Source organism: Ignavibacteria bacterium, assembly GCA_017303675.1.
Taxonomy (GTDB): domain Bacteria; phylum Bacteroidota; class Ignavibacteria; order Tepidaquicellales; family OLB5; genus OLB5.
On record JAFLBX010000001.1, the window covers coordinates 1,718,318 to 1,744,131 of the forward strand.

Below are 25,814 nucleotides of genomic sequence, written 5' to 3' on the forward strand. Positions count from 1 at the left end.
ATATTTGAAGGGAACGAAATAAATTTCGTTCCCTTTTTAATTTTCTATGCAAACAAATCTGCCTGAAATATTAACGGTATCTGAGCTTAATTCCTATATTAAGGTTTTAATTGAGGAGAATTTTAAATTCGTCCACTTGATTGGTGAAATATCAAATTTTAAAATTCATACACAATCGGGTCACTATTATTTCACAATTAAGGATGAAAGCTCACAGATAAATGCGGTGATGTGGAAGACCCGTAATCAAGCGCTGCTTTTTACTCCCGAAGACGGCATGCAGGTTGTTGTAAAGGGAAGAGTAACGGTCTACCCCGCACGCGGTAATTACCAGGTTGAAGTATGGGAGATAAAACCGCAGGGAGCAGGTGAGCTTCAGTACAGGTTCGAGCAGCTTAAACAAAAACTGTTTGAAGAGGGCCTGTTTGACGAGGAACATAAAAAACCTTTACCCAAATATCCCCAAAATGTTGTGATGATAACCTCCAAAACGGGAGCCGTGCTGCAGGATTTTATCAACATTACAAAACGAAGGTATCCGCTGCTGAATATATATCTGTACCCGGTGAGCGTACAGGGTGTGAATGCGGCTTCATCAGTCATTGAAGCCCTGGAAGAGATTCCCGTACTTATCAAAAATAAAAAGCTTCCGCCGGTTGATATTATAGTAATAGCCCGCGGCGGGGGATCAATTGAGGACTTATGGCCGTTTAATGATGAAAGGCTTGCCAGGGCGGTTTTTGCGTGCGAAATACCTGTTGTGAGCGCTGTGGGACACGAAGTTGACTTCACAATTTGCGATTTTGCGTCGGATTTAAGGGCTCCCACCCCTTCGGCTGCCGCTGAGTTAATAACTCCGGATATCAGAGAGTTAATTGAAAATCTTGACAAATTTTCGTATTTTTGTAGAAGTTTTGTCCAAGCAAAGCTTGATGGTTACAAAAATTCAATAAGGGAAATTGAGGGAAGTTATTATTTTAACCGTCCCAAAGATATAATTTACAATTTTTACCAGAAACTTGATGATTTTTCAAAAGGTATAACCAATATTACCAATAACAGGGTTAACAAACTGAAAAATGAAATAAAATTCTGTAAAAAAACATTGCATCATGTATCACCTGAAAATAACTTAAAAAAAGGCTACGCCATAATAAAGAAAAGAGTGGATATTGATGAGATGCGGCTTCAGTTTGAATTTAATAAAATTGTAACACGCGCGTCGAATCTAAAAAAAGATGAAGAAGTTGAGATCAAATTCTATGATAACAAAAAGAATGCAAGGATAATTTGATTATGATGAATCACAAAATAGATCCTTCACTTCGTTCAGGATTAGAAGCAAGGATAATCTGATTTAATGGCACAGAAAAAAATAAAAAATACAGAACCATCGTTTGAAGATTCATTTTCAAGGCTTGAAAAAATACTTGAACAGCTTGAAAGCGATGAATGCACGCTTGAAGAAACTATAAAGCTATATGAAGAAGGACTGAATCTTACAAAAATATGTTATGATAAGCTTAATAATGCTGAGCTGCGTATAAAGGAAATAAACAAAACTGCGAAAGCATCTGAAATAAAAGATTATAAATAATATTTTTCAATTAAATATAATAATTTGGAAACTGAATATAAGTATCTCAATTCGGTAAATACACCCCAGGACCTTAAGAAGCTGAATTTAACTGAGCTCAAAGTCCTGGTAGATGAGATCAGGGAATTCCTGGTTGATACTATCTCAAAGATCGGCGGCCACCTGGGAGCATCACTTGGTGTTGCTGAGCTAACTGTGGCGCTGCATTATGTGTTTAATACACCCGATGACAAGCTGATCTGGGATGTGGGGCACCAGGGATATATACATAAAATATTAACCGGCAGAAAAGACCAGCTTAAAACTATTCGCCAGTATGGCGGGATCAGCGGATTTTTAAAGCGTTCTGAAAGCGAATACGATGTATTCGGCGCCGGGCATGCAAGCACATCACTCAGCGCAGCGCTTGGGGTTGCTACAGCCCGTGACTTCCTGAAAAAGAAGAACAAAGTAGTAGGCATAATTGGCGATGGCTCAATGACTGGCGGTATGGCATATGAGGCTATGAACAATATCGGTCTTTTAAAGAAAGATATAATTGTTGTGCTGAACGATAATAAAATGTCAATTGCCCCTAATGTATGGAGCCTGCACAATTATTTCAACGAGTTCCTTTCAAACCCTTCGTATAATAAATTCAGAAATTATGTATGGGATGCAACCGGCAAGCTTGATCCTAAAATAGGCGACAGGCTGCGTAACTTCGCAGCGAAGGTTGAAGGCGGCTTAAAAGGCGTTGTTACCCCAGGTATGTTATTTGAAGCTCTTGGCTTCAGGTATTTTGGCCCTATCAACGGTCATAACATTGTGAATGTTGTAAAGATATTTGAAGAGATAAAAGATTTTTCGGGTCCGATACTTGTACACGTAGTAACAGAAAAAGGGCATGGTTACAAACCTGCAAAGAATCATTACCAGAAATTCCATGCATCAACTCCGTGGGATAAAGATACAGGACTTGCAATAAAAAAAGCAGGCGGCTCACCAGCATATACAAAAATCTTTGGTGAAGCGCTGGTAGAAATTTGCAAAGAAAATGAAAAGGTTGTAGGTATCACCGCCGCAATGCCTGACGGCACCGGACTTGATATCCTGCAGAAGGAAATGCCTGAGAGGTATTTTGATGTAGGTATTGCAGAACAGCACGCTGTTACTTTTGCAGCCGGTATGGCTACAGAAGGCTTCACTCCTGTTTGCGCGATCTATTCATCATTTATACAGCGTGCATTTGACCAGATAATTCATGACTGCGCTATACAGAAGCTGCCTGTTATTTTCGCGATGGATAGAGCAGGAATTGTCGGCGCTGATGGCCCAACTCACCACGGCGCGCTTGACCTGAGCTTTTTCAGGGCTATTCAGGGCGTTGTGTTAATGGCGCCTAAGGATGAGCAGGAACTGCGTGATATGTTATATACAGCGACACTTTACAGAAAAGGTCCGATAGCGCTGAGATACCCGCGCGGTAATGCGCTTGGTGTGGAAATTAAGCCTTTTTCACAGATACCGATCGGTAAAGGTGAAATAATTGAAAAAGGAACTGATGCAGCAATTATTGCAATTGGTGATATGGTTGATGTAGGTATGAAAACCAGGGCAATGCTTGCCAAAGAAAATATTGATGTTGAAGTTATAAATGCAAGATTCATAAAACCGCTTGACGGCGAATTGCTGAAGGATGTTTTTGCACGGCATAAAAAAGTAATTACATTAGAAGATAATGTGATTACCGGCGGGTTCGGCTCAGCGGTACTGGAATTTATGAACCAGAACAATATTAAGGATGTTGATATACTGGTTCACGGTCTGCCGGATAAATATGTAGAGCACGGCACACCGGATGAGCTGTTCCGCGACCTGAAGCTTGATGCAGCAGGTGTAACTGAAGTGATCAAAGATCATTTGCTTTCAAAGGAAAAGATCACGGTTTAATTGAAGAATATTCAAAATATAAATTACTTTATATTAGTGTTACTGTTTGCAGTAATTTTTCATTCATGCGGAAGCGATACAGCAGTAAATACTCTGAATGAAACATTGCTCTACCAGGAATCCGGATTGGTAGACAGTGCAGCCGTAACCGGATGTTATGCATATACCAGGAGCCATTTCCTGAGAGATACTTTTAACTTCAGTCCATATAACAGGATCAAAATTGAGTTTGATGGTTTCACAACCAGTGACTATTCCACTATTTCCGTATTAAGCAACAATTCTGCAGTTACCAACGAAGTTCTGTACAGAAGGGATAATGACAGTGTGAGCAGCTTTCACAGTTTTGAAATGCCATCGCCCGGAGATTCTGTTTGGCTTGAGCTAAGGTTATATATGAATCCGCAGGTTTGCGGCACAAATGAATTTAAATTTATAAGAGCGCGTGATCTTAAGATCACAGGAATTAAATAAATACCCCGAAAAAAAATATAATTGGATAGATCAGTTTTAGAAAAATACATTCCCATAGAAACATTTACAGGTGAGGAAAATTCAGACAATGTTTCAGGTAAAAAGCTGTATGTTGAAACATACGGCTGCCAGATGAACTTTGCAGATACTGAAATTGTGAACGGTATTATGGGCAAAAACGGGTATGATATTACTGAAAATATTGATGACTCTGCAATAATACTCATTAACACCTGCAGCATCCGTGAAATGGCTGAAGCAAGAGTCCTGCAGCGGCTTACGGAAATTAAAAAATACAAGAAGAAAAATCCGAAGCTTATTGTAGGCATCATTGGCTGTATGGCTGAAAGACTGAAGCGTGACCTTGTAACAAAAAAGGGCGTGGTCGATCTTGTACTCGGACCCGATGAATACAGAAAGCTGCCTTCACTGATCGATAATCTGATTGATACCGGAGAAAAAGGAATAGCGGTAAAGCTTTCACGGGTTGAAACTTACGATGATATTCTGCCTATCCGCAAAGAAGGCATAAGCGCATGGCTATCCATTATGCGCGGCTGCGATAAGTTCTGCAGCTTCTGTGTAGTGCCTTATACCCGCGGCAGGGAAAGAAGCCGCCCGCTTGAGGGTGTTATCCGTGAGGTAAAACAGCTTCGCGATGAAGGATTTAAAGATATAACCCTGCTGGGACAAAATGTAAATTCATACATAAGCGAAAATTTTGATTTTTCTGACCTGCTGGCAGCCTGCGCAAAAGCAGTGCCTGATATCAGGATCAGGTTTACTACATCACATCCGCAGGATCTTTCATTGAAGCTCATTGAAACCATTGCTGAACATGATAATATCTGCAACTACATCCATTTGCCAGTGCAATCAGGCAGTGACAGGGTTCTTGAGCTGATGCAGAGAAGCTATACAATTGATCATTACATGAAAATTATGGATAATATCAAAAGGCTGATACCTGATGTATCACTTTCAACTGATATTATTACAGGGTTCTGCACGGAAACCGAAGAAGATCATAAAATGACACTGGATGTAATGAAGGAAGTTCGGTATGACGGAGCTTATATGTTCAAGTACTCACCCCGTGAAAAGACCAAGGCATGGAAAATGGATGACGATGTTGATGAAGAAACAAAAACAAGAAGACTTGTTGAAATTGTTGAGCTGCAAAGAGATATCTCAGAGGAAATAAACCTGAAAACTGTTGGCAAGCAGTTTGAAGTCATAATAGAAGGTATCAGTAAAAAATCTGATAAGATGTTATTTGGCAGAACCGACGGGAATAAAACAGTAATAATACCTATAAACGGTGCAAAACCCGGCGATAAAGTACTGGTAAAGGTAAACAAGGCTAATTCAGCAACATTATTCGGAGAAGCTGTATTATTAAATTAATTTATCCCTTAAAACTATACAAAGTAACCGGAACGTCATTTCAATAAAGTGAGTAACGAAATATATCAAAGCGGATTGCTTGGGGAATCAATCCCGATAGTAGAGCTGAGGGAGATCATTAAACAGGTCGCCCCTACAGATGTTACTGTGCTAATTACCGGCGAAAGCGGCTCTGGTAAGGAAGTTGTTGCCAATGAAATTCACAAGCTTAGCAAACGAAGCGATAAACCGTTTATCACGGTGAACTGCGGGGCAATTCCCGAGGGAATAATCGAAAGTGAGCTGTTCGGTCACGTTAAAGGCTCTTTCACAGGTGCAACTGAAACACGCAAAGGTTATTTTGAAGCTGCCAACGGCGGCACTATTTTTCTTGATGAAATTGGTGAGCTTCCGCTGCAGACTCAGGTGAAGTTCCTTCGGGTTATCGAAAATGGCGAGTATATGAAAGTGGGCGGCAATAAAACCGAAAAAGTTGATGTAAGGATAATTGCCGCAACAAATAAAAATCTCGAGCAGCTTATCCAGAATAATTCATTCAGGGAAGACCTATACTACAGGCTGCGCTCAATTAACATTGTAATTCCGCCGTTACGCGAAAGAAAAAGTGATATAAAGCTATTGTTTGATAAATTTGTAAATGATTTCACCGGACGCAATAAGATACAGTTCAACGGAATAACTCCTGAGGCAATAGAATTCATTACTAATTACAACTGGCCGGGCAATGTAAGACAATTAAAGAATTTCACTGAAAGCTTAATTACACTTAATTCAGATAAGATAATTGAGCTTGATGATGTTATGCGCCAGCTAAGCATTCCCAAATCAGAGCTTATGCCTGCAACTATAAACGGGTACAATAAACAGGATGAACGCCAGTTGCTTTTTGGAGCTTTATTTGAGCTTAAAAAAGATATAATGGATATTAAACATCAGCTTACTCATATAGAAGATGTAAAATCTGCTGCCGTGCCGGAAAGCGGTTTCTATTTAAGCGATGATAAGATAGATAAAATAACTTTTGATGAGTTTGAACAGGAACTGTTAACATATTATTACAACAAGTATAATGGCAACATAAACCGGATAGCTGATAAGCTTAAAATAAGCAACAGGACTTTATACCGGAAGTTCAAACAATATGGTTTGAAAAACGGGAAGTATACTTTATGATATTGCAAACAAAAAGAATAATATTATTCCTGTTTGCTGTAATTTTATTATATAGCCTAACTTCCTGTAATTACAGCTTTAAAGGCGCTTCGCCGCCGGAAGGCATAAAAACCATTTATATTCCCTCAATCAGGGATGAAAGCGGATTCGGCCTGCCTAACCTGGGTGAAGAAATTACAACTCTGCTTAAGAGCAAGTTCATTAATGATAACACACTGGAATATGCTGAAAAAACCCAGGCAGACGGAATGCTTGATTGCGTAATACGCTCAGTAACCGATGAAGCATTAGTAGTAACGGGCAATGAACAGGTATCAAGAAGAAAGGTCACAATAACGGTATCTGTTGAGTTCACTAATTTGAAAAAACAAAAAAGTATCTGGAAAAAGGATTTTTCAAATTGGGGTGAGTATGACAGTTCCACCGGCGGATTCAGTAAAAGGGATGAAGGCGTTAAATCGGCTGAAGATAAAATTACAGATGATATTCTGCTGGAAGTAATTTCGAACTGGTAATTTTACCGGTTTTAAAATGTGAATTTACAATAACGGTTTTACATATACAAAAAAGGTTACATTAATTATATTAATATATTAGTTTTTTGAAGGATAAAAATATAAATTGGAAGAGATAATACTGTTTACTTATATAGGGTCATTACTGATCTTATTTACATTTGGTTCACACGGCTTCATTATGATCTATTATTACCTTAAACACAGGCATAAAAGGGATGACTTCACAAAGGAGCTTGAAAGCTATCCCGTTGTAACACTGCAGCTGCCTATTTACAATGAAATGTATGTTATAGAAAGGCTGATAAAAACAGTCTGCGAAATGGACTATCCGATAGATAAGCTTGAGATACAGGTATTGGATGACTCTACTGATGAAACAGTGGAAATTGTAGCAAATATTGTAAAAGAATACCAGCTTCGCGGATTTGACATTCACCATATTCACAGAACAGACCGTACAGGTTACAAAGCCGGCGCTTTGAAAGAAGGGTTAAAAGTAGCAAAAGGTGAATTTGTTGGAATATTTGATGCAGATTTTATCCCCAGGAAGAATTTCCTGAAAATTGTGCTGCCATTTTTCAAAGATCCTAAAATTGGCATGGTACAAACCCGCTGGGAACATTTAAACCGCGCGTATTCACTTGTCACACAGATCCAGGCGCTTGCGCTTGACGGACATTTTGTACTTGAGCAGCAGGTAAGGAATAAAGCCGGTTACTTCATCAATTTTAACGGTACAAGCGGAGTATGGCGCAAGGAATGTATTTTTGATGCAGGTAATTGGGAAGCTGACACGCTTACTGAGGACCTTGATCTTTCATACCGCGCACAGCTAAAAGGATGGAAGTTCAAATATCTCACTGATTTTACCACTCCTTCAGAAGTGCCTTCAGAGATCAATTCATTGAAATCTCAGCAGTTCAGATGGACAAAAGGTGCAATTGAAACAGCAAGAAAAATGCTATTCAGGGTTTGGGCTGCAAAGCTTCCGCTTAAAACAAAGATAATGTGTACTTTCCATTTAACGAATAACATCGTATTCCCTTTTATTCTGGTAGCGTGTTTGCTGAACATGCCTATTGTACTTATCAAAAATACTGGTCTTTATGATACATACTTTATATTTATGTCTGTATTTGTACTTGCATTTATAGCATCGTTTTTGTTTTATTTGTATTCGCAAAAGGATGTTTACGAAGACTGGCGTTCAAGGATACTGCTGTTCCCGGTATTTATGGCAGGCAGTATGGGTTTTGCCATAAATAATACTAAGGCAGTATTTGAAGCTTTGATCAATAAAAAATCAGAGTTCGTACGGACTCCGAAATACGGCATTGAAGGCGATAAAGATAAATGGCAGGATAAAAAATATGTACATAAAAAATTTGTTAAGTTTTCTGTTGTGCTGGAACTTATCATTGCCTTATACAGTCTTGCCTGTGTGGTAGTTTCAGCGGTAACTTTGCAGATATCAGCAATACCGTTCCAGCTGATGTATACTTTTGGGTTCGGACTTGTAGCATATCTTTCAATTAAACACGTAATAGATACTAATAAAAAAATAGCAGAAAACCAGGCTTAATATAAATACATAAGTGGTAGATACAGATATAATAAAATACCTGATACAAAAGCTTGAAGATAAAATAAGGACAAATCCTTTAACTCCCGAATTTGTTAAGCTTGCCAATTATTACCTGATAAACGGGAATGTATCAGAAGCTATCGAGCTTCTGCAGGCAGGGCTGAAGTTCTACCCCGGGTATGTTACTGCAAAACTTCTGCTTGGCAAGGCTTACTTAAGCAACAGGTACTTTCTGGATGCTAAGAAGCTGTTTGAAAAGCTGCTAAGTGAGCATCCTGAAATGGCAATAGCACAAAAGTACCTGGATATTGCCAATGATCTGACCAAAACAGAAGTATCAAGAAGGCATGAAGATGACATTATCCCCAAGCTTGAATTTAAAGCGCCGGTATATAATGATTATGACTATAATTACAATCTTTTCCCTACTTATGAGATAGAAGATTTCACTGCGGAAAAAATTGACCTGGAAGAAATTGAAGAATCTAATGAATATGCTGAGTTCAGGAAAATATTTGAATCACCTCACTTTTTCCGCAAAGAAGGCTCAAAGCCTTCGTTTGAAAAGAAAAGGCTAAAAAATAAATTTGAGGTGAAAATAATAACTGAAACTCTTGCGGATATTTTTGCGAAGCAGGGGAATTATTTTGATGCAATGGAAGCTTATACTTACCTTTTAAAAATTAAGCCTGAACGTACAGAAGTGATTGAACGAAAGATCGGCGAAGTCGAAGTACAGATAAATAAACTTATAAATGATTTTTGATAAATATTGCTAAGTTTGCAAGGAACAAAGTGACGAAGCAATCTCAAAAATCAATGAGATTGCTTCGTCGTTTACACTCCTCGCAAATGTGTGTTCCTAACCCGGTACTTGCGGCTGCACTTTAACTACCTTTTCGCCTTTTATTACAACACTGCCTGATTTAGCGCCTTTATATTTTGATACATTTTTTCCTTCTGTATATGCTACCGGTACTGATTTGGCATTCTTGGCTTTACTGTAAAATGCGCAGATCTCAGCAGCTATTTTAATATAATCCTTAGGTATAATTCCGTCAAAATCTTCCGGCAGCTTTAAAATTGTATGTGAACCGCTTGTTCCCCTAACGTGGAACCACAGGTCATTTTGTTTTGTGTATTTGAATGAGAGAAGGTCATTTGCTTCGGAGTGTTTGCCTACCCATACTTCAAAACCATCACCCAAGGGGAAAATGCGGAAGTATTTTAAGTTATTGTCTGATTCCATGTTTCCTTTTGTACTAATTAATGTGTTAATGACTGAAAAATAGATATCAGAATCATTCTTTTTTTAGTATTTTATTACATTGGTACGATTATAATTTAATAAATACAATTATAAACTCATTATCTTACAAATATACTAAATCTAATCTTATGAAATATTTAATTATTATAATTATTTGCACAAATGTTTATGCTCAAACAGGGTGGAACTTAGTAGGTTTACCTGTAAACACGAATTTAAATTCTATGTGTTTTGTTGGAAATGATACTGGGTTTATTGCTACAACAAATGGCAATATTCTTAAGACTACTAACTCAGGACAAAATTGGATTGTTATAAACATTGGGATTGAATTTAATTCAATTTCATTTGTTAACAGTCATACAGGATTTGCAGTGGGAGGATCTTTATTTAAATCTACGAATGGGGGAGTAAATTGGGTGCAGCAACAAGGTGATTTTTTTATAACACAATCTGTTAAATTTATTAATGAACAAATTGGATATATTATATCATCTCTTGGGCAACCTACTTTTCCTATCTATTGCCATAGAACAATTAATGGTGGTTTAAATTGGACTTACACCAGTGTTTCTTTCGGTACACCAAATTTTAATCCGCCTAGCTTCCCGGATACAACAAATGGTTTTTATGCCAATAATAATCGTTTCTACAAAAGTTCAAATTCGGGCAGTAATTGGAATTCAAGTTTGACTGGTTATAATTTTAACAGAATGTTTAATTTTATAAATGCGAACACTGGCTTCATTTCCTCAGAAAATCCCCCAAACAGATATATTCTCAAAACGACGAATTCTGGAAATAATTGGTCGGTAATATATCAAAATGATCAGTATTATTTTACAGGGGGTTATTTTTTAAATGAAAATATTGGCTATATAGTTGCCCCTAATGGACCAATTTTGCATACGTCAAATAGTGGTTTAAATTGGGAAACCCAATACTCAACCCAACCATTAAATACTATACATCGCATTCTTTTTATCAATCAACAGACCGGTTTTGCATATGGAACGAATGGACTTTTATTGAGAACAACTAATGGCGGGATTCCACTGGGAGTTCATACAGGTTCAAATGAAATTCCGGAAAAATTTCAATTATTTCAAAATTATCCCAATCCATTTAATCCGAATACTTTAATTGTTTATGATATCCCTAAAAGCACTTTCATTTCCTTGATAGTGTTTGACATTCTTGGTAAAGAATTATACACGATAAATGAATTCAAAGCACCTGGCAGATATAATTTGAATATTAATGTATCTGAACTTGCATCGGGGATCTATTTTTATTCGTTGAAAGCTGATAGATTTAAAGATATAAAGAAAATGGTTTTAATTAAGTAATAATGCTCAAATTATCTAGTTGATAATTCTTTAGATAATCTACAGGTTCAAATTCTATAATAAATAAAAAAAAAGACGTCCCATCGGGACGTCTCTACAAGTTCTGTTTTAAAATATTTATTATCCTTTTGAAAGTGCTTCTGCGCCGCCAACGATCTCGAGTATTTCTGTTGTGATCTTAGCCTGGCGTGCCCTGTTGTATGTAAGGTTAAGCGACTGAAGCAGGTCGTTTGCATTTGTAGTAGCTGAATCCATCGCTGTCATACGTGCTGCCTGTTCTGATGCGAATGATTCCAGCAATATGCGCCATACCTGTGTGTTCAGATGCCTGGGCAGAAGATTGGTTACTATATCAACGCTTGAAGGCTCAAATATATAATTTGATATCTTCGATTTTTCTCCTTCTGCCTTTTCAAAGGGGGGAATAGGGAGGAACTGCTCTTCAACGGTTTTTGACTGTATCACGGATTTGAATTCATTGTAAATTATCACAACTTTATCAAATCTTTTTTCAGTGTAACCTTTAATTATCTCTTTTACGATATTCTGCGCATCAGCAAAGGTAAGACGGTCAAAAATATTAACTGACCTTGCATACAGGTCATAATTCCTTTTTGAAAAATAATCATATGCTTTTTTACCTATCGGGAAAACTGTCAGATCATGGTTTCTTAAATATTCGCCATATTTATCATTGATTACTGAAGTAGCTGTTTTTAAAAGATTGGTATTAAAAGACCCGCAAAGGCCCCTATCTGCAGCAACCACAACAACACAGATCTTTTTTATTTCTCTCTGCTTCAGTAACTCGTTATCAAAGCTTTCAATTGTCGGGATAAGATTCCTTAAAATATCACTGATCTTCCTTGAGTAAGGCCTTGCAGCTACAACATTTTGCTGAGCCTTACGGAATTTCACCGAAGCTATCATTTTCATAGCTTTGGTAATTTTCTCAGTATTTTTAATACTGCCTATCCTGTCGCGTATTTCTCTTAAAGTTGCCATTTATTGTTTTACAGCGAAATTATTTTTAAATTATTTTACTGAAACTTTGAAGTTCTTTGTAAATTCATCAAGAATCTGTTTCAGTTTTGCAATTGTATCGTTGTTCAGGTCACCGGTTGAAGCAATTGTATCCAGGATATCCTTATGTTTAAGCTCCATCATTTCAAGATACTCAGATTCAAACCTTCTTACTTCACTAAGCGGAATTTCATCAAGATATCCGTTAGTACCTGCGAAAATTATTGCAACCTGTTTTTCCACAGGATAAGGTGTATATTGGCCCTGTTTAAGAACTTCTACAAGCCTTGAACCGCGTGTTAACTGCTGCAAAGTAGCTTTATCAAGGTCACTTCCGAACTTTGTAAAAGCTTCAAGTGCCCTGTACTGAGCGAGGTCAAGCCTTAATGAACCTGCTACTTTTTTCATAGCTTTGATCTGTGCTGAGCTTCCTACACGGGATACTGAAATACCTACGTTAATAGCGGGTCTTACACCGGAGTTGAAGAGGTTAGGCTCAAGATATATCTGTCCGTCTGTAATTGAAATTACGTTTGTCGGAATATATGCAGATACGTCACCTGCCTGAGTTTCGATGATCGGCAAAGCTGTTAAGCTGCCGCCGCCGAGATCATCAGAGAGTTTTGAAGCTCTTTCGAGTAATCTTGAATGCAGGTAAAATACGTCACCGGGGTATGCTTCACGTCCCGGTGGCCTTCTGAGAAGAAGTGATACTTCACGGTAAGCAGCTGCCTGTTTTGATAAGTCATCGTAGATACAAAGAGCATGCCTGCCTGAGTCACGGAAGAACTCACCGAGTGCTGCGCCTGAATAAGGCGCTAAGAACTGCATTGGAGCCGGATCAGAAGCCGCAGCTGTAATAACTGTAGTAAATTCCATAGCGCCGGCTTCCTGAAGCTTTGTTACCACCTGTGCTACTGTTGATTGTTTCTGGCCAATAGCAACATATATACAAAAAACGCCTTTTCCTTTTTGGTTAATAATTGTATCAACAGCAACAGCGGTTTTACCGGTTTGCCTGTCGCCAATAATAAGCTCTCTTTGTCCTCTTCCGATTGGGATCATAGAGTCAATAGCTTTAATACCTGTCTGTAATGGCTCAACAACAGGCTGCCTTGCAATAACGCCTAATGCTTTTCTTTCAATAGGTGAAAATTTATCTGTTGTTATCGGGCCTTTGCCGTCAACAGGCTGACCTAATGGATTAATAACCCTTCCTATCATAGCTTCGCCAACAGGCATTGATGCAACTCTGCCGGTACGCCTTACTTCATCACCTTCTCTAACCTGTGTGTAGTCGCCAAAAAGGATACATCCTACGTTATCTTCTTCGAGGTTAAGAGCCATACCAAATACACCATGCGGGAACTCGATAAGCTCACTTGCCATACATTTTGTAAGTCCGTATACACGGGCAACACCGTCACCTATCTGAACAACTGTTCCGACTTCATAAACATCTATCTCTTTTTCAAATCCTGATAATTGTTTTCGAAGTATCGCCGATACTTCATCTGGTTTTACTTCAGCCATCTTATTATATATTTATATTAATTTTAATTTTTTATGTAGATTAATTGTTAAAGCTTCCCATTGTAAATCTTTCTTTAAGAAGCTCCAGCTGCCTTATAATGCTTGCATCTATTATTCTGTCATCAACACTTGCAATAAAACCGCCTTTAATTGAGGGGTCAACTGAAAATGCTGCCTGTATATCTTTCCCGGTATAAAGTTTAAGCTTTTCTATAAGAGCTTTCTTTTCTGCTTCTGTAATTTCAACCGCTGTTTTTATCTTTGCAGGAACTATACCCTGTTTTTCATTTACAAGCGTCATGAAATCGTCTGCTATATCATAAAGCAGATTAATTCTGTTCTTTTCGCAAAGATAAACAAGGAACTTAATTGTAAGTTCATTTACTTTTCCCTGAAACATAGCCTTAAATACTTCAGTTTTCTTTTCAGCTGAAATAACAGGTGTCAAAATAAAGTTCGAAAGTTCTTTTGAGGAATCGATCGATCTTTTAATATCTTCCAGGTCCTGTTTTACTTTGTTTGTTGAATTTGTTTCTTCAGCAGTAAAATATAGAGCTAAATTATACTTTCTTGCTACTTTTCTGTTGGTCATTTATTGAATTTTTTACACACCTGATAAATTAAATAATCTGCTGTTAGGTGATCAGTTTTGCGGGATCTTTCCGATAAAACCGTCAATTATCTTTTTCTGCTTTGCAGCGTCAAGATTCTCATCTATGATCTTTCCTGCAGCCTGTACAGCGAGATTTGCAATTTCATCCTTTAATGAATTCATTGCTGCAACTTTTTCTCTTTCAATTTCGCTCTTAGCCTGGCTAATCATTCTGGCCGTATCATCATTGGTCTTGCTGATAAGATCATTACGGAGCTTTTCTGCAAGCTCTTTGCCTTCTGAAATAACTTTTCTTGCATCTTCATCTGCTTTTGCAAGCAAAGCCTTGTTCTGTGCCAGTATCTTTTCCGCTTCCTGCTTCAGGTATTCGGCTTTTTCAACAGAATCCTTAATGCTCTGTTCCCTGTCATTGAGTGATTTCAATAACGGACCCCATGCAAACTTCTTTAAAATAAGCAACAGGAGGAAAAAGATGATAATTGTCCAAATAAGCAGACCAGGTTCCACTGAAAGAAGTGTATCCTTCTTTTCATGGGGATCGCTTGAGATGAACATAATTACATTGTAAAACTTTGCTAAAAATATATAAGCTAAAGACATAACTATCCTTTGTTATAAAAATTGTTTTTTGTTGTAAACCGATGTTAACCGCTCCTGCAGAAATTACAGGGGCGGTTAACCAATTAATTTACTTTCCAGCTAAAATAAAGCAGATAACGAGCGCGAAGAGTGCAACACCTTCTACCAGAGCTGCTGCGATGATCATTGTTGTTCTTACATCGCCAGTTGCTTCAGGCTGTCTGCCAATAGCTTCCATTGCTGATGCTGCGAGTCTACCGATTCCAAGTCCTGCGCCGATAACTGCGAGTCCTGCACCGATTCCAGCTGCTAATGCTGCTAAGCTCATTTGTTTTGTATCCTTTCTTAAAAGATTTTGAAGTTAATTTGTATATTGTTTAGTTGTTATTATTGTTATAAACCTGGTATTACCTGAAAATTAATGTTCCTGGTGAATTGCCATACCGATAAACAGCGCTGAGAGCATTGTGAATATATAAGCCTGTAGCACTGCTACCAGGATCTCGAGTACATATATGAACAGTGAAAATCCTATTGAAACCGGTATAACTGCGTAACCGAGCATGAATATCAATCCGATCAAAGCATAAATAACTATATGACCTGCAGTCATGTTGGCAAACAAACGAATTGCCAATGCGAAAGGCTTTGTAAGCAGTCCCAAAAATTCAATTATCACCATAATAGGCAGAACAAAAACCGGAACACCCGGAGGTATAAGGCCTTTAAAATACCCTATGAATCCGTTGTTCTTTATGCCGTGTATTTGTGTCATAATAAATGTGATAAGGGCAAGACCTGCTGTTACGCTGATGCTGCTTGTTCCGGTTGACATACCGGGGAAAAGACTGATAATATTAACGAACAGAATAAAAAAGAACATTGTAAAAAAGAAGGGGAGATATTTTTCAGATCCATGGCCCATTGAAGGCTTGACGACATCATCACGGACAAAGACCATAAGCATTTCAAGAAAGTTACCAAGTCCGGTGGGATGTTTTCTTTTACTGTTTGATGCTGCTGCATAACCGAATAATATTACCATTAAAATTGCCGCAACAATCAGCATAAGTATCTTCATGGATATTGACATATCCAGTGTAAAGCCGCCGATATGAATTGGCGGAATAGAAAGTACGGGTTTATCAGATATGTGATGCATGATCCAGTTTCCGTCTTCCTGAACCTTTTGTACCAAAGTTGAATCTGCCGGTGCGTGTTCCTGTATAAAAGCAGTAAGTAATGTCATTATATTATTTCAGTGTTGATCTTATTTTGATTGATCCGCCGGAGCGGTTTCAAGATTATGTTTTTTTGCCTGCAATTGAATTTTATGCAGGAAATAAATTTCGATTGATATAAATAAAGTATAAAAGAAAAATACCGAGCCTACCAGGCTTAATGAATCAAGAGAAGTAAACTGTAAAAGTATAACCAAAAACAAAAGAACTACTATCAGCCTGATTCCCATTCCGCCAAATACCAGGACCATAAAGCTTTTTGTCGGCTTACTGAAAGCCATAGTATTAAGCTTGTAACCTATAACTGCATTCACTAAACTGATTATGTAACCAAAAACTATGGAATTTATCTGGTTAACTGTAAAATATTTCCATAAAGGGTACCAGCCAAGAGCTATTACGATTAAACTGGAAATTACTATGTATTTGAAAAATCCCGGTTTATTAATCTTATTATCCTTCATTTTCCGGAATCTTTCTTTTTATATGTTAATGCCCTCATTAAATTAACAAATCCAGCCACAGAACCGAATAATACCCCGATTATGAGGAAAATATTGCCGGTTTCGAGCCAATTATCAAGCCAATAGCCGCCTAAAGTACAAAGAACAATTGATGCTCCATATTGAAATGCATATTCGGCATATCGCCAGCCTGATGTGTAAGAATTGGCAACTTTCCTTAATTCTGACGGTTTTTCAGCATCTTTTTTATCGAAAATGCCTTTATTTTCCGCCATTTTGTGCCAAATTTTTCAGTGAATTTACAAAAATAACTAAAATTTAAACTAAAATCAATTTAGGAATCTAGTGTGTTAGGGTATAAAAATGCAGTTATATGATATTACGCTGCGGAATGAAAAAGATTTTTTTAGGATTAATAAAATTGGTTTGAATTCTGGTTACAGAGAAAGAAAGACTCGTTCTCAAAACCGCAGCCACTCCCTTGGGTTCAGCGGAGAAGAATTCAACCATAACTCAAAATGCATGGTTTGACCCTCAAGAGTTTCGCCGGTTTTTCCAATAACCTGGTTCAGCTTGATAATATCACCGGCTTTTACGTTAACTTCGCTTAATGAAGCATATACTGAACGGAAACCGTTGCTGTGTGTGATAATGATTATCTTCCCGTAAAATGGAATTTCACCGACTATACTTACTGTTCCCTGGGCAATTGAATATACTTTTGAATTTTTAGCGATAGAAAAATCAACTCCGTTGTTTAAAGATATTGCCATTGTTTTATTATCAGAGATATTACCGAAATTTGTTGAAATAAGACCAAGATCTATTGGTAAATTAATATTTCCTTTAACCTGGTTCAGGTCTCCGGAATCATAATTGATCCTGTTATATTTATTATCTTTGAAAGATTCTTTATTCTCTTCAAAATTTGAAATAAAATTCCTGATATTATTCAGCTGAGATTCATAACGGGAAATACTCCCGGCCAGCAGGCTCGCTTCAGAATCGATAGCGCTTTTTAATGATTTTAATTCCTTTAATCTTGTTTCAAGTACTGCTCTTTCATTTCTTTTTGATTCAACATAAAATCTTTGTGAAGAAGTGGAAAGTGTCAGCATTTTTTTCTTTTCTTCGAGAATGAACTTCTTTGCTTTAAGGTCTCTCAGCTCTTTTTTCCTGTTCTGGGAAAATTTCTGCAGGTATTGGTTCCTTCTCAGGTATTCATTCGGGGTTTTTGAGCTTAAAAGGAGCTCAAGCTCATAGTTTTCGCCGTGTTTATACAAACTGATAACCTTGTTCTTAAAGCTTTCCTGTATCCTTTCAACTTCTTCGGCAAGGTAGATTATCATGTTGGTTTCAATTGCTATCTGGTCAGGGGTCATATACGATTCATTTTCGTAATTCTTCAGAAAGCTGTTAATGGAATTAACAGCGGCTTCAACACTGTCTATCTGCTGGTTTATTAATGCTGATCTTGATGTGATTTTTGTAATACCGTTTTTGCTTTCAATTATTGCGCTTTCAGTATTTTCAGCCTGTTTTTTCTTATCCTGAAGTATTTCCTCATAGGTTGCGCCGCAAAAAATTAATATTGCGCTCAGGAAAAAAATATATTTCGTAATAAAACTCAGTCCCATTTTGTGACTTTTGCAGATTTTGGTATTTTTATCGAGAATTTAAGATCAGGTTTATTGAAGGTTTTATTAATATAATCAACATACACTGACTGTTTCTTTTCAGGGTTTCTTATCTTGATACTTGACGGAAAATATACCGTATTACCTGATGCATTTTCTTCAAAGTAATTATTGTAATCAACTTCAACTACAGTTTTTTTATCTTCATCAAAAGAATTATATTTATTTACGGTGTATATTGAAGGATCAATAAAATACTTTTTGCTGCCGGGGGGTGAATTAGTTGTAATAGTATAAAGACCTTTTTCGCTTCCTGCATTGGCTGAATCAAGTTCAGATGTTTCAAAAATAAATCCTCCGCTGAATCCGTTAATCAGCTCGTCAAATGAAACCTTAATTCTTAAGACAGCTCCTATGTTAATATCATTTGTCGGACCAAGTATTGCCCTGTTTTCCTGGACATTGTAATAAATGAAATCATACCTTGTAATAAGCGCCTGTGCAATTGAAATTCCAAACGGTCCGTCAATCCGGACAAAAACTGAATCAGGTTTTTTGATCCTAACTTCTATCCATCCCTGGCCGGACTGCTCGGGGGAATCAAAAGCAATATTCCCGGAAGCTTCCATGGTTTCAATAAGCTTTGAATTACGGTTTACCTTTTCTTTGATATCCTTTAAAACAGCCGGATCCGGGTCATTACCTGATGAACCTGAACATGCGCTGAATATTAACGCAGAAAATATTGCAATTGAAACGAGAGCTTTGAACTTACTGATCTTTGTATATTTCCTCTCTAAATTTATCCAGTATATTTTTGCTGAATACGCTGTTTTTATCTGTCATTCTTTCCGGATGCCATTGTACAGCAAGCATAAATGGCTTTCCATCTTTACTGTCCCATTCAACAGCTTCTATAATACCGTCATCAGCCCTTGCTGAAATTATTAATCCTTCTCCAAGCCTGTCAATTGCCTGGTGATGTGAACTGTTGACAGTTCCTATTTCACTTTTAACAGTATCATATAAAAGGGTGCTTTTTTTAATATTAATATTGTGTGTACGGTCCTGGGATGAAGAAATTTTCCGGTGATTTGTATTTCTGATAGTTTCTATATCATTTATTAAACTTCCGTTCAGTTTACAGTTAATTACCTGTAAACCGCGGCATATTCCGAGTACCGGGAAATTATTCTGAAAAGCGTATTCAAGCAGCTTGAATTCAAATCCATCCCTTGCGGGTATATACTCTTCGCGGTTTTTGCCATCTTCCCAGTCATTATAGAACTCCGGGAAAATATCAACACCCCCGGTTAAAAGCAGGGCAGAGCATTTTTTGATATCTTCGAAGTTATTCTTTTCCCAGTCCAGTATGATATAAGGAAGTTCATTTTCTTCAAGCCATTTATAATACTTTTCAAAATTGCTGTTGCTGCGTGTTAAACCAATATATTTAATATTGTTACCTGTCATTCAGTATCGAGTAAATTATCTATTTCTTTGTATAAATATTCAGAATTTTGGTCAATTTGCATCTTTATTTTTGCAAAATAAAGTGGAAAGTTATAGAGCAGGTTCTTATATGTATTTTCACTTTTTGCTTTTAAAACCAGCTCAGAATTTTTTATCCTGACAAAATCTTTTTGAGTTGTTATAATATGTGATGACATATTGGTTTTGAATGTGCTCATGATCTTTTCCAGATCTTCGTTACTGAAATAATGATGGTCAGGGAAAATTAAAAACTCATCAATTTTAATTTTTTGTTCATTTATCAGAAGCTTAAAAGAGTCAGGCTTGCCAATACCGCAAAAAACTACTGCTGATTTTATATTTCCTGCATCGGCTTGAGCGCCTGAAATATTTTTGAAGCCTTCAAATTTATAGCTGCAGATAACCTGCGGCATATTTTTCCTGTTTTCATTAACAGGAAATTTATCAAATTTATTGTTTATCACAAGAATATCAGCTCGCCTGAAGTTTTTAAGAGGTTCCCTTAAGTTTCCTGCAGGTATCAAATGTTTATCACTGTCCGGATTCAGTATAACAATATCAAGATCCCTGTATAATTTCCTGTGCTGGAATCCGTCATCTACTATAATAATTTCAGGCTTAAATTTAGTTGCGGCAAACTTTGCAGCTTTTGTTTTATCATCACCCACAACTAGCAATCCGCCCCCAAGCCCTTCTTCTGAAAGATTTTCAAGCAGCATCAATGCTTCATCACCCAGGTTTTCTGTGTTCAGCTCATGTTTTTCATTCTTGAACCCGGTTTCAACAACTTTTATATCATCAAACTCTCTTTTATATCCTTTGCTTACAATTACTGCAAATTTATTTTTCTTAAGCAGGTATTCAGTTATTAGCTCAACAAAAGGTGTTTTCCCGGTTCCGCCGGCTGCTATATTACCTACAGAAATTATTTTAGGGTCAAGAACCTTTGGTTTTATAATTCCTGAATTATAAAGGAAGTTCCTTAAAAAGACCAGTACCCTGAAAATATAACTGAGCGGAATTGTAATAATTTTCATAAACCTGCCGAATTAATAATAAGAGCAGCTGCTTCAGTAGATGCATCTTTGCTGCCCAGAATCCTTTTAACCTTTTGGAAATTTTCTTTCATTTCATTCCTGTAATCAGTATCCTCAAGCAGCTTCATAGCTTCGCTGTGTAATTTTCCCGGGGTGAAATCATTCTGAATGAATTCTTTGATCACATTGCCTTCCAGCAGGATATTAACGATACCTAGCTTATCGATCTTTACTACGGGTTTCAGCAGGTAATAGTTCAAAGGGAAGGTTTTGTAAAATATCAGGTAAGGCGTACCGAGCAGTGCACATTCCATTGTTGAAGTACCGGCTTTTGCTAAAACGAGGTCGCTGTTCAGAATAAGGTCATATGTTTTTTCACCGGTTAAATTAAATTCCTTAAGCTCATTGCGGAATTCATCAAATGATCCTTCCAGCCCGGGGGCTATGCTGATATTTATATCAGCATCAATATCTTTTTTTATCAGTTTGATAGTTTGTATAAGTACGGGCATATGATTTTTAATTTCATCCTTGCGGCTGCCCGGTAAAATTGTAATGGTTTTTTTATTCCGGGGTTTTACCGGGTGAGAAGAAATATATTCATCAATTCTTTTTACAAGGGGATGACCTGTGAATATAGCTTTAACATCAAAGCGGGAATAAAAATCTACTTCAAACGGAAAAACTACCAGCATTAGATCCACGTATTTTTTGATCTTGAATACACGTTTTTCATGCCAGGCCCATAATTGAGGTGAAATATAATATATTATCTTTTTTTTGTAAAAGTTTCTTATTTCTTCAGCAAGCCGTAAGTTAAAGCCGGGGTAATCCACTAAAATAACTGTGTCTGGTGAATTCAAGCGGATGAAATCTGAAGCATCGCGGATAGCTTTTTTGAAAAAGGAATATTTTTTTATTACATCAACAAAGCCAACAGTTGCAAGATCTTTTACATGATACATGGCATTTAAGCCTTCAGCCTGCATTAAGTCTCCGCCAAGTCCACTGAAAGTGAGCTTCCTGTGAGATAATCGGTTAAGCTCCTTCATCAAAGATGAGGCATGCATATCGCCCGATTGCTCACCCGCTGAAATGAAAACAGACCCGGCATTATTTGAACCGGCTTCAGTACTCATTAAATCTTTATGATTGTGAAAAATTTATTGGTTAATGAGAAAATAAATTACAACTATCATCAATATGCTGATAAATGCCGCCTGGAAGGTTCTTTTTTCTGAAACATAAGCTGCCTTGATATCCTGGCCCAGCTTTGATCTTTTGGATTCATCGTAAGCAGTGAACTTTGGCAGAAACCTGTTCACATTTTTGTAATAATGGTCATATTTATCCTTGAACTTTTCCCTCAGGAAGCCTTCTTCTTCAAGTATTATATAATAATACTGGAAAGAAAAATACACAATGCTTAATATCTGGAGAAAAGGTACCAGTGAATTAGCCATTATACTTATACCGAAATACATCAGTATATTCCCGAGGTAAAGCGGGTTACGTACATATGCAAAAGGTCCCTGTGTGACCAGGCTGGATGCACCTACATTGCCGGTAGTCCTTGTTTCACTGCCTGCATATGAAACACCCCAAAAGCGAAATGACTCTCCGATTAATACGAAAATCCCCCCGATTATCATTGTAGTAACTGTAGGGCGTGCAAATAATAGCATGGGGATAATGAACGGAAGGGGAGTGTAAGACCTGTACTGAAAGAAAAATTTACCTAATGTCATTTAATATTTATTACTTTGTTAATAATCTGGTTTATTTGTTAACCACGCATAAAAACTTCGCGGCGTTTGCGTTTTGCTGAGTCTCTGTGTTTAAGCTTTTTCTGCTGTAAAAACTTTTCAAGCTTTTTTATAATATCACCGAATGTTTGATACTCATGATATGTAATGTTGTTCTTCCAGCAGTATGAAGCAAGTGATTTTTTCGCAAAAACAATATCAGCGTAGTTCACTACGCATGCATCTGAAAACCCATCACCAATAAACACAGAAATTTCATCATCAGCGGTGCTGTTCATCAGGATGTTGCGTTTACTGGTGCCGCACTTCATGCAGTCTGAATCAGAATTCGGGAATTCCAGCCATATCGATTTATTATCTTCTGAAAAAACTATTTTATTTGCAAAATATGGAATATTAAGTCCGTAATTATTTAATATTCTCTGAATATAATAATCCATTCCTTCACTTAGAATAACAAGCGGGATATTTCTTACATTGCAAAATTCGGTAAACCTAATGAACATCGGGTCAAGCCGCTGGGAATCAATAATCCTGTTGAATTCCTGAATATCAAAATCTTCTATCAGCGAACATTCCTTTAAAAAACACTCTCTAGCTCCAATTTTTTGCTCCTCGAAATCCTTTATGATTTCTGCCCATTTATCCTTCTTTTTGATGAAGAATTCACCCATTTCAATCCATGTATCATAAAGGGTGATAGTGCCGTCAAAATCACTGAATATTTTTAACTTAGGTTCGATTTGCATTTATAGCCTGAATATTAAAAATAATTTTAAATCATAGCTAATTCAAGGTAACAATGAATAATAAATTGTCCAAAATTTAGTGAATTAGTGCTAAATAATGCAAAAAGGAATAAATTGCTTTATTCCTTTTTTAAATTGTCAAGCGGAGGTAATCACTTAACATTTGTTAATGAGGTAATACAAAACTTATTTCAATTTTATTGTTTAATTCCGGTCAGAATTTAAGATAATAGTTATAACACAATACAGCTAATACTGTTAAATTTAATATTATCATGCTTGTCGTAATTTTTTCAACTGTTTTGATCTTTAATTGATTTAAAATGTTCATTTTTTTATTCCTTTCATACTATTAAGACGCCGGGTATAATGAAAAGGTTGCATTTATTTTATTTTGAATGTATTTTGCATTTCCGTCCTCAATAAATCTCATTTTTAATAATTTTTTTTAAAAGAAAGGATTTTCCATGCCCAGAGTTATTCATTTTGAAATTGTATCAACTGATACAGAAAAATCAAAAAAATTTTATGAAAATGTATTTGACTGGAAATTCAATCAATTTGGGGAAGAGCAATACTGGTTGATTTCTACCGGAGACCCGAATGCTAGGGGAATTGACGGCGGATTGGCAAAAAGCAAAGGCGAAGCAGTTATTACAAATATTATAGATGTTCCTGACCTTGAGTTATATATAGATAAAGTGGAAAAAAATGGCGGGAATATAGTAGTGCCCAAAAACGGCATTCCCGGGGTTGGCTGGCTGTGTTATTTTAAGGATAATACAGGAAACCTGTTCGGGTTGATGCAGCATGACCCAAATGCTAAATAAAACTATAAATCAGATAAATAAAAAACCCCGGCTAAAAACATGCCGGGGTTTTTTTATATATTATTTTATACTGATAAGCTCTACATCAAATAAAAGTGTAGCGTTCGGTGGAATAACTCCGCCTGCGCCTCTTGAACCGTAACCAAGTTCTGCCGGAATTGTAAGTTTCCTTTTGCCGCCGACTTTCATTGTTGCAACGCCTTCATCCCATCCTTTAATTACCTGCCCGATTCCGATCGTAAAAGAAAACGGCTGGTTGCGGTCTCTTGAGCTGTCAAATTTTTTGCCGTCTGTAAGCGTACCTGTATAATGTACTGTTACAGTTTGTCCGCGCTGCGGTGATGCCCCTGTGCCTTCAATTTCATCTGTATATTTTAAACCTGAAGGTGTTGTTTGTTCTGCTGCCATTATTTTTTTTCCTGAAAATATTAATTAATGATTATATAATTATTTAAAATTCGAGTTTAGATTTAGCAATAAATTCCGCCAAAAGGTCAACTGTCATACCTATATCTTTTAGGCTTAATGTTTCAACTGATGAATGCAGGTACCTGGTAGCTACAGAAACAACTCCAATTGCAATTCCCCCGCGTGACTGAGATATCGGGTCAGCATCAGTCCATGTATGGCCATAATCAACATCTATCTGGTGTTTCATTTTGGTTCGTTTGGCTGTGTTTATCAGCTCATCAGCTAGCTTATTATTGCTTCTTACGCCCCTGGTAATTACAGGCCCAAGCCCGAGTTTTGTAACCCCGAATCTTTCCTTGGGGATCTCAGGCTGGTCTGATGAAGGAATAACATCAATTGCAATTGCTGCATCCGGTTTAAAGTTGTAAGCAGGATTTCCTGCTCCCCATACACCGGTTTCTTCCTGAACGGAAGAAACACCGAATACGGTATTTTTCAGGTTTTTAACTTTTGAAAGCTTTCTGAGAGTTTCAGCTACTATATAAACACCTATCCTGTTATCCCAGCAGCGTGAAGTTGCGGTACCGTTTGTCATTTCGCAGAAATCTCCGCCAAATACAACAGGGTCGCCAATTGAAACATATTTCTCAGCGTCTTTTCTGTTCTTAGCTCCTATATCAAGCCATATATCGTGCATTTCAAGCTTTTTATCTCTTTGAGCGTTAGTTAATAAATGAAGCGAAGTTCTGCCTATAACTGCATCAACAGCGCCTTTTTTTGAAAGGATCCTTGCCCGGTGAGATGCCAGTATTGTGGGATCAACACCGCCGATTGGCCTTACATATATAAAGCCATCATCATTTATGTAATTTATTATCAGACCAATTTCATCAGAGTGACCGACTATCATTATTGATCTTTGTTTCCCGGGATTTAATGTTGCTGTAAGATTGCCATGAATATCTTTTTTAATATCCGGACAGAATTTGCTTACTTCATCTTTCCAGATCTGCTGTACAGGTTCTTCGAAGCCTGAAGGGGCTGGTGTGTTAACAAGGTTAACAAGAAATTGTTTTTGTTCGTTTGTCATGGAATAATTTTTTTGATATGATGCCGTTAAATTAATTAAATT

General features: G+C 37.1%; 29 protein-coding genes. 11 read left to right on the forward strand and 18 right to left on the reverse strand.

Annotated features, from left to right (window positions below):
- Nucleotides 1–46: 46 nt before the first annotated feature.
- The 9 genes from J0M37_07680 (at nucleotide 47) to J0M37_07720 (ending at nucleotide 9,452) form a co-directional block, all read left to right on the forward strand.
- The gene (locus J0M37_07680; protein MBN8584962.1) at nucleotides 47–1,294 is read left to right on the forward strand and encodes an exodeoxyribonuclease VII large subunit; all 1,248 of its coding nucleotides are present in this window, start codon (nucleotides 47–49) and stop codon (nucleotides 1,292–1,294) included.
- A 66-nt stretch (nucleotides 1,295–1,360) separates the two neighbouring features.
- On the forward strand, nucleotides 1,361–1,597 hold the full coding sequence (gene xseB / locus J0M37_07685) for an exodeoxyribonuclease VII small subunit (protein MBN8584963.1): 237 nt from the start codon (nucleotides 1,361–1,363) through the stop codon (nucleotides 1,595–1,597).
- Nucleotides 1,598–1,621: 24 nt separating this feature from the next.
- Nucleotides 1,622–3,529: a 1-deoxy-D-xylulose-5-phosphate synthase gene (locus tag J0M37_07690; protein MBN8584964.1), complete on the forward strand. Its 1,908-nt coding sequence runs from the start codon at nucleotides 1,622–1,624 to the stop codon at nucleotides 3,527–3,529.
- The gene (locus J0M37_07695) at nucleotides 3,530–4,003 is read left to right on the forward strand and encodes a hypothetical protein (GenBank protein MBN8584965.1); all 474 of its coding nucleotides are present in this window, start codon (nucleotides 3,530–3,532) and stop codon (nucleotides 4,001–4,003) included.
- 21 nt (nucleotides 4,004–4,024) lie between these two features.
- On the forward strand, nucleotides 4,025–5,410 hold the full coding sequence (miaB, locus tag J0M37_07700; protein MBN8584966.1) for a tRNA (N6-isopentenyl adenosine(37)-C2)-methylthiotransferase MiaB: 1,386 nt from the start codon (nucleotides 4,025–4,027) through the stop codon (nucleotides 5,408–5,410).
- A gap of 48 nt (nucleotides 5,411–5,458) precedes the next feature.
- Nucleotides 5,459–6,583: a sigma-54-dependent Fis family transcriptional regulator gene (locus J0M37_07705; GenBank protein ID MBN8584967.1), complete on the forward strand. Its 1,125-nt coding sequence runs from the start codon at nucleotides 5,459–5,461 to the stop codon at nucleotides 6,581–6,583.
- Between the two features lie 2 nt (nucleotides 6,584–6,585).
- Entirely contained in the window at nucleotides 6,586–7,098 is a 513-nt protein-coding gene (locus J0M37_07710; protein ID MBN8584968.1) for an LptE family protein, read from the forward strand.
- A 181-nt stretch (nucleotides 7,099–7,279) separates the two neighbouring features.
- A complete protein-coding gene (locus tag J0M37_07715) occupies nucleotides 7,280–8,683 on the forward strand; it encodes a glycosyltransferase (protein ID MBN8584969.1) in 1,404 nt (467 codons plus the stop codon).
- 13 nt (nucleotides 8,684–8,696) lie between these two features.
- Nucleotides 8,697–9,452: a tetratricopeptide repeat protein gene (locus J0M37_07720; GenBank protein MBN8584970.1), complete on the forward strand. Its 756-nt coding sequence runs from the start codon at nucleotides 8,697–8,699 to the stop codon at nucleotides 9,450–9,452.
- Nucleotides 9,453–9,548: 96 nt separating this feature from the next.
- Here the strand turns inward: J0M37_07720 and J0M37_07725 are convergent, their stop codons facing one another.
- Nucleotides 9,549–9,935 (reverse strand): DUF814 domain-containing protein, encoded by a 387-nt coding sequence (locus J0M37_07725; protein ID MBN8584971.1) that lies wholly within the window; start codon nucleotides 9,933–9,935, stop codon nucleotides 9,549–9,551.
- 149 nt (nucleotides 9,936–10,084) lie between these two features.
- Between J0M37_07725 and J0M37_07730 the strand changes: the two genes are divergently transcribed.
- Nucleotides 10,085–11,305: a T9SS type A sorting domain-containing protein gene (locus J0M37_07730; GenBank protein ID MBN8584972.1), complete on the forward strand. Its 1,221-nt coding sequence runs from the start codon at nucleotides 10,085–10,087 to the stop codon at nucleotides 11,303–11,305.
- 120 nt (nucleotides 11,306–11,425) lie between these two features.
- On the opposite strand, the gene atpG is transcribed toward J0M37_07730, so the two are convergent.
- The 15 genes from atpG to J0M37_07805 form a co-directional block, all read right to left on the reverse strand.
- A complete protein-coding gene (gene atpG, locus J0M37_07735; GenBank protein MBN8584973.1) occupies nucleotides 11,426–12,310 on the reverse strand; it encodes an ATP synthase F1 subunit gamma in 885 nt (294 codons plus the stop codon).
- A 30-nt stretch (nucleotides 12,311–12,340) separates the two neighbouring features.
- The gene (locus J0M37_07740) at nucleotides 12,341–13,861 is read right to left on the reverse strand and encodes a F0F1 ATP synthase subunit alpha (GenBank protein ID MBN8584974.1); all 1,521 of its coding nucleotides are present in this window, start codon (nucleotides 13,859–13,861) and stop codon (nucleotides 12,341–12,343) included.
- A gap of 40 nt (nucleotides 13,862–13,901) precedes the next feature.
- On the reverse strand, nucleotides 13,902–14,453 hold the full coding sequence (gene atpH / locus J0M37_07745; GenBank protein ID MBN8584975.1) for an ATP synthase F1 subunit delta: 552 nt from the start codon (nucleotides 14,451–14,453) through the stop codon (nucleotides 13,902–13,904).
- A 51-nt stretch (nucleotides 14,454–14,504) separates the two neighbouring features.
- A complete protein-coding gene (gene atpF, locus J0M37_07750; protein ID MBN8584976.1) occupies nucleotides 14,505–15,029 on the reverse strand; it encodes a F0F1 ATP synthase subunit B in 525 nt (174 codons plus the stop codon).
- Nucleotides 15,030–15,162: 133 nt separating this feature from the next.
- The gene (gene atpE / locus J0M37_07755; protein MBN8584977.1) at nucleotides 15,163–15,381 is read right to left on the reverse strand and encodes an ATP synthase F0 subunit C; all 219 of its coding nucleotides are present in this window, start codon (nucleotides 15,379–15,381) and stop codon (nucleotides 15,163–15,165) included.
- Nucleotides 15,382–15,471: 90 nt separating this feature from the next.
- A complete protein-coding gene (atpB, locus tag J0M37_07760; protein ID MBN8584978.1) occupies nucleotides 15,472–16,302 on the reverse strand; it encodes a F0F1 ATP synthase subunit A in 831 nt (276 codons plus the stop codon).
- 21 nt (nucleotides 16,303–16,323) lie between these two features.
- Nucleotides 16,324–16,758, reverse strand: a complete 435-nt coding sequence (locus J0M37_07765) for a hypothetical protein (protein MBN8584979.1) — start codon at nucleotides 16,756–16,758, stop codon at nucleotides 16,324–16,326.
- Entirely contained in the window at nucleotides 16,755–17,033 is a 279-nt protein-coding gene (locus J0M37_07770) for an AtpZ/AtpI family protein (GenBank protein MBN8584980.1), read from the reverse strand. The genes J0M37_07765 and J0M37_07770 overlap by 4 nt, the downstream gene beginning before the upstream one ends.
- 186 nt (nucleotides 17,034–17,219) lie before the next feature.
- Nucleotides 17,220–18,395, reverse strand: coding sequence for a peptidoglycan DD-metalloendopeptidase family protein (locus J0M37_07775; GenBank protein ID MBN8584981.1), 1,176 nt, complete (start codon nucleotides 18,393–18,395; stop codon nucleotides 17,220–17,222).
- Nucleotides 18,386–19,024: a DUF4292 domain-containing protein gene (locus tag J0M37_07780; protein MBN8584982.1), complete on the reverse strand. Its 639-nt coding sequence runs from the start codon at nucleotides 19,022–19,024 to the stop codon at nucleotides 18,386–18,388. The genes J0M37_07775 and J0M37_07780 overlap by 10 nt, the downstream gene beginning before the upstream one ends.
- 142 nt (nucleotides 19,025–19,166) lie before the next feature.
- Nucleotides 19,167–19,868 (reverse strand): gamma-glutamyl-gamma-aminobutyrate hydrolase family protein, encoded by a 702-nt coding sequence (locus J0M37_07785; GenBank protein ID MBN8584983.1) that lies wholly within the window; start codon nucleotides 19,866–19,868, stop codon nucleotides 19,167–19,169.
- The gene (lpxK, locus tag J0M37_07790) at nucleotides 19,865–20,926 is read right to left on the reverse strand and encodes a tetraacyldisaccharide 4'-kinase (protein ID MBN8584984.1); all 1,062 of its coding nucleotides are present in this window, start codon (nucleotides 20,924–20,926) and stop codon (nucleotides 19,865–19,867) included. Before lpxK ends, J0M37_07785 begins: the two co-directional genes overlap by 4 nt.
- Nucleotides 20,923–22,065: a lipid-A-disaccharide synthase gene (lpxB, locus tag J0M37_07795; protein MBN8584985.1), complete on the reverse strand. Its 1,143-nt coding sequence runs from the start codon at nucleotides 22,063–22,065 to the stop codon at nucleotides 20,923–20,925. Before lpxB ends, lpxK begins: the two co-directional genes overlap by 4 nt.
- Before the next feature lie 24 nt (nucleotides 22,066–22,089).
- On the reverse strand, nucleotides 22,090–22,674 hold the full coding sequence (locus J0M37_07800) for an isoprenylcysteine carboxylmethyltransferase family protein (protein ID MBN8584986.1): 585 nt from the start codon (nucleotides 22,672–22,674) through the stop codon (nucleotides 22,090–22,092).
- Between the two features lie 38 nt (nucleotides 22,675–22,712).
- Complete coding sequence (locus J0M37_07805; GenBank protein MBN8584987.1) at nucleotides 22,713–23,441, reverse strand: HAD-IB family phosphatase; 729 nt, start codon at nucleotides 23,439–23,441, stop codon at nucleotides 22,713–22,715.
- A gap of 467 nt (nucleotides 23,442–23,908) precedes the next feature.
- Between J0M37_07805 and J0M37_07810 the strand changes: the two genes are divergently transcribed.
- On the forward strand, nucleotides 23,909–24,271 hold the full coding sequence (locus J0M37_07810) for a VOC family protein (GenBank protein MBN8584988.1): 363 nt from the start codon (nucleotides 23,909–23,911) through the stop codon (nucleotides 24,269–24,271).
- A gap of 60 nt (nucleotides 24,272–24,331) precedes the next feature.
- Here the strand turns inward: J0M37_07810 and J0M37_07815 are convergent, their stop codons facing one another.
- Nucleotides 24,332–24,679 carry an FKBP-type peptidyl-prolyl cis-trans isomerase gene (locus J0M37_07815; GenBank protein ID MBN8584989.1) on the reverse strand — a complete coding sequence of 116 codons (348 nt, stop codon included), beginning with the start codon at nucleotides 24,677–24,679 and terminating at the stop codon, nucleotides 24,332–24,334.
- A 43-nt stretch (nucleotides 24,680–24,722) separates the two neighbouring features.
- Complete coding sequence (locus J0M37_07820) at nucleotides 24,723–25,772, reverse strand: M42 family peptidase (protein ID MBN8584990.1); 1,050 nt, start codon at nucleotides 25,770–25,772, stop codon at nucleotides 24,723–24,725.
- Nucleotides 25,773–25,814 lie beyond the last annotated feature (42 nt).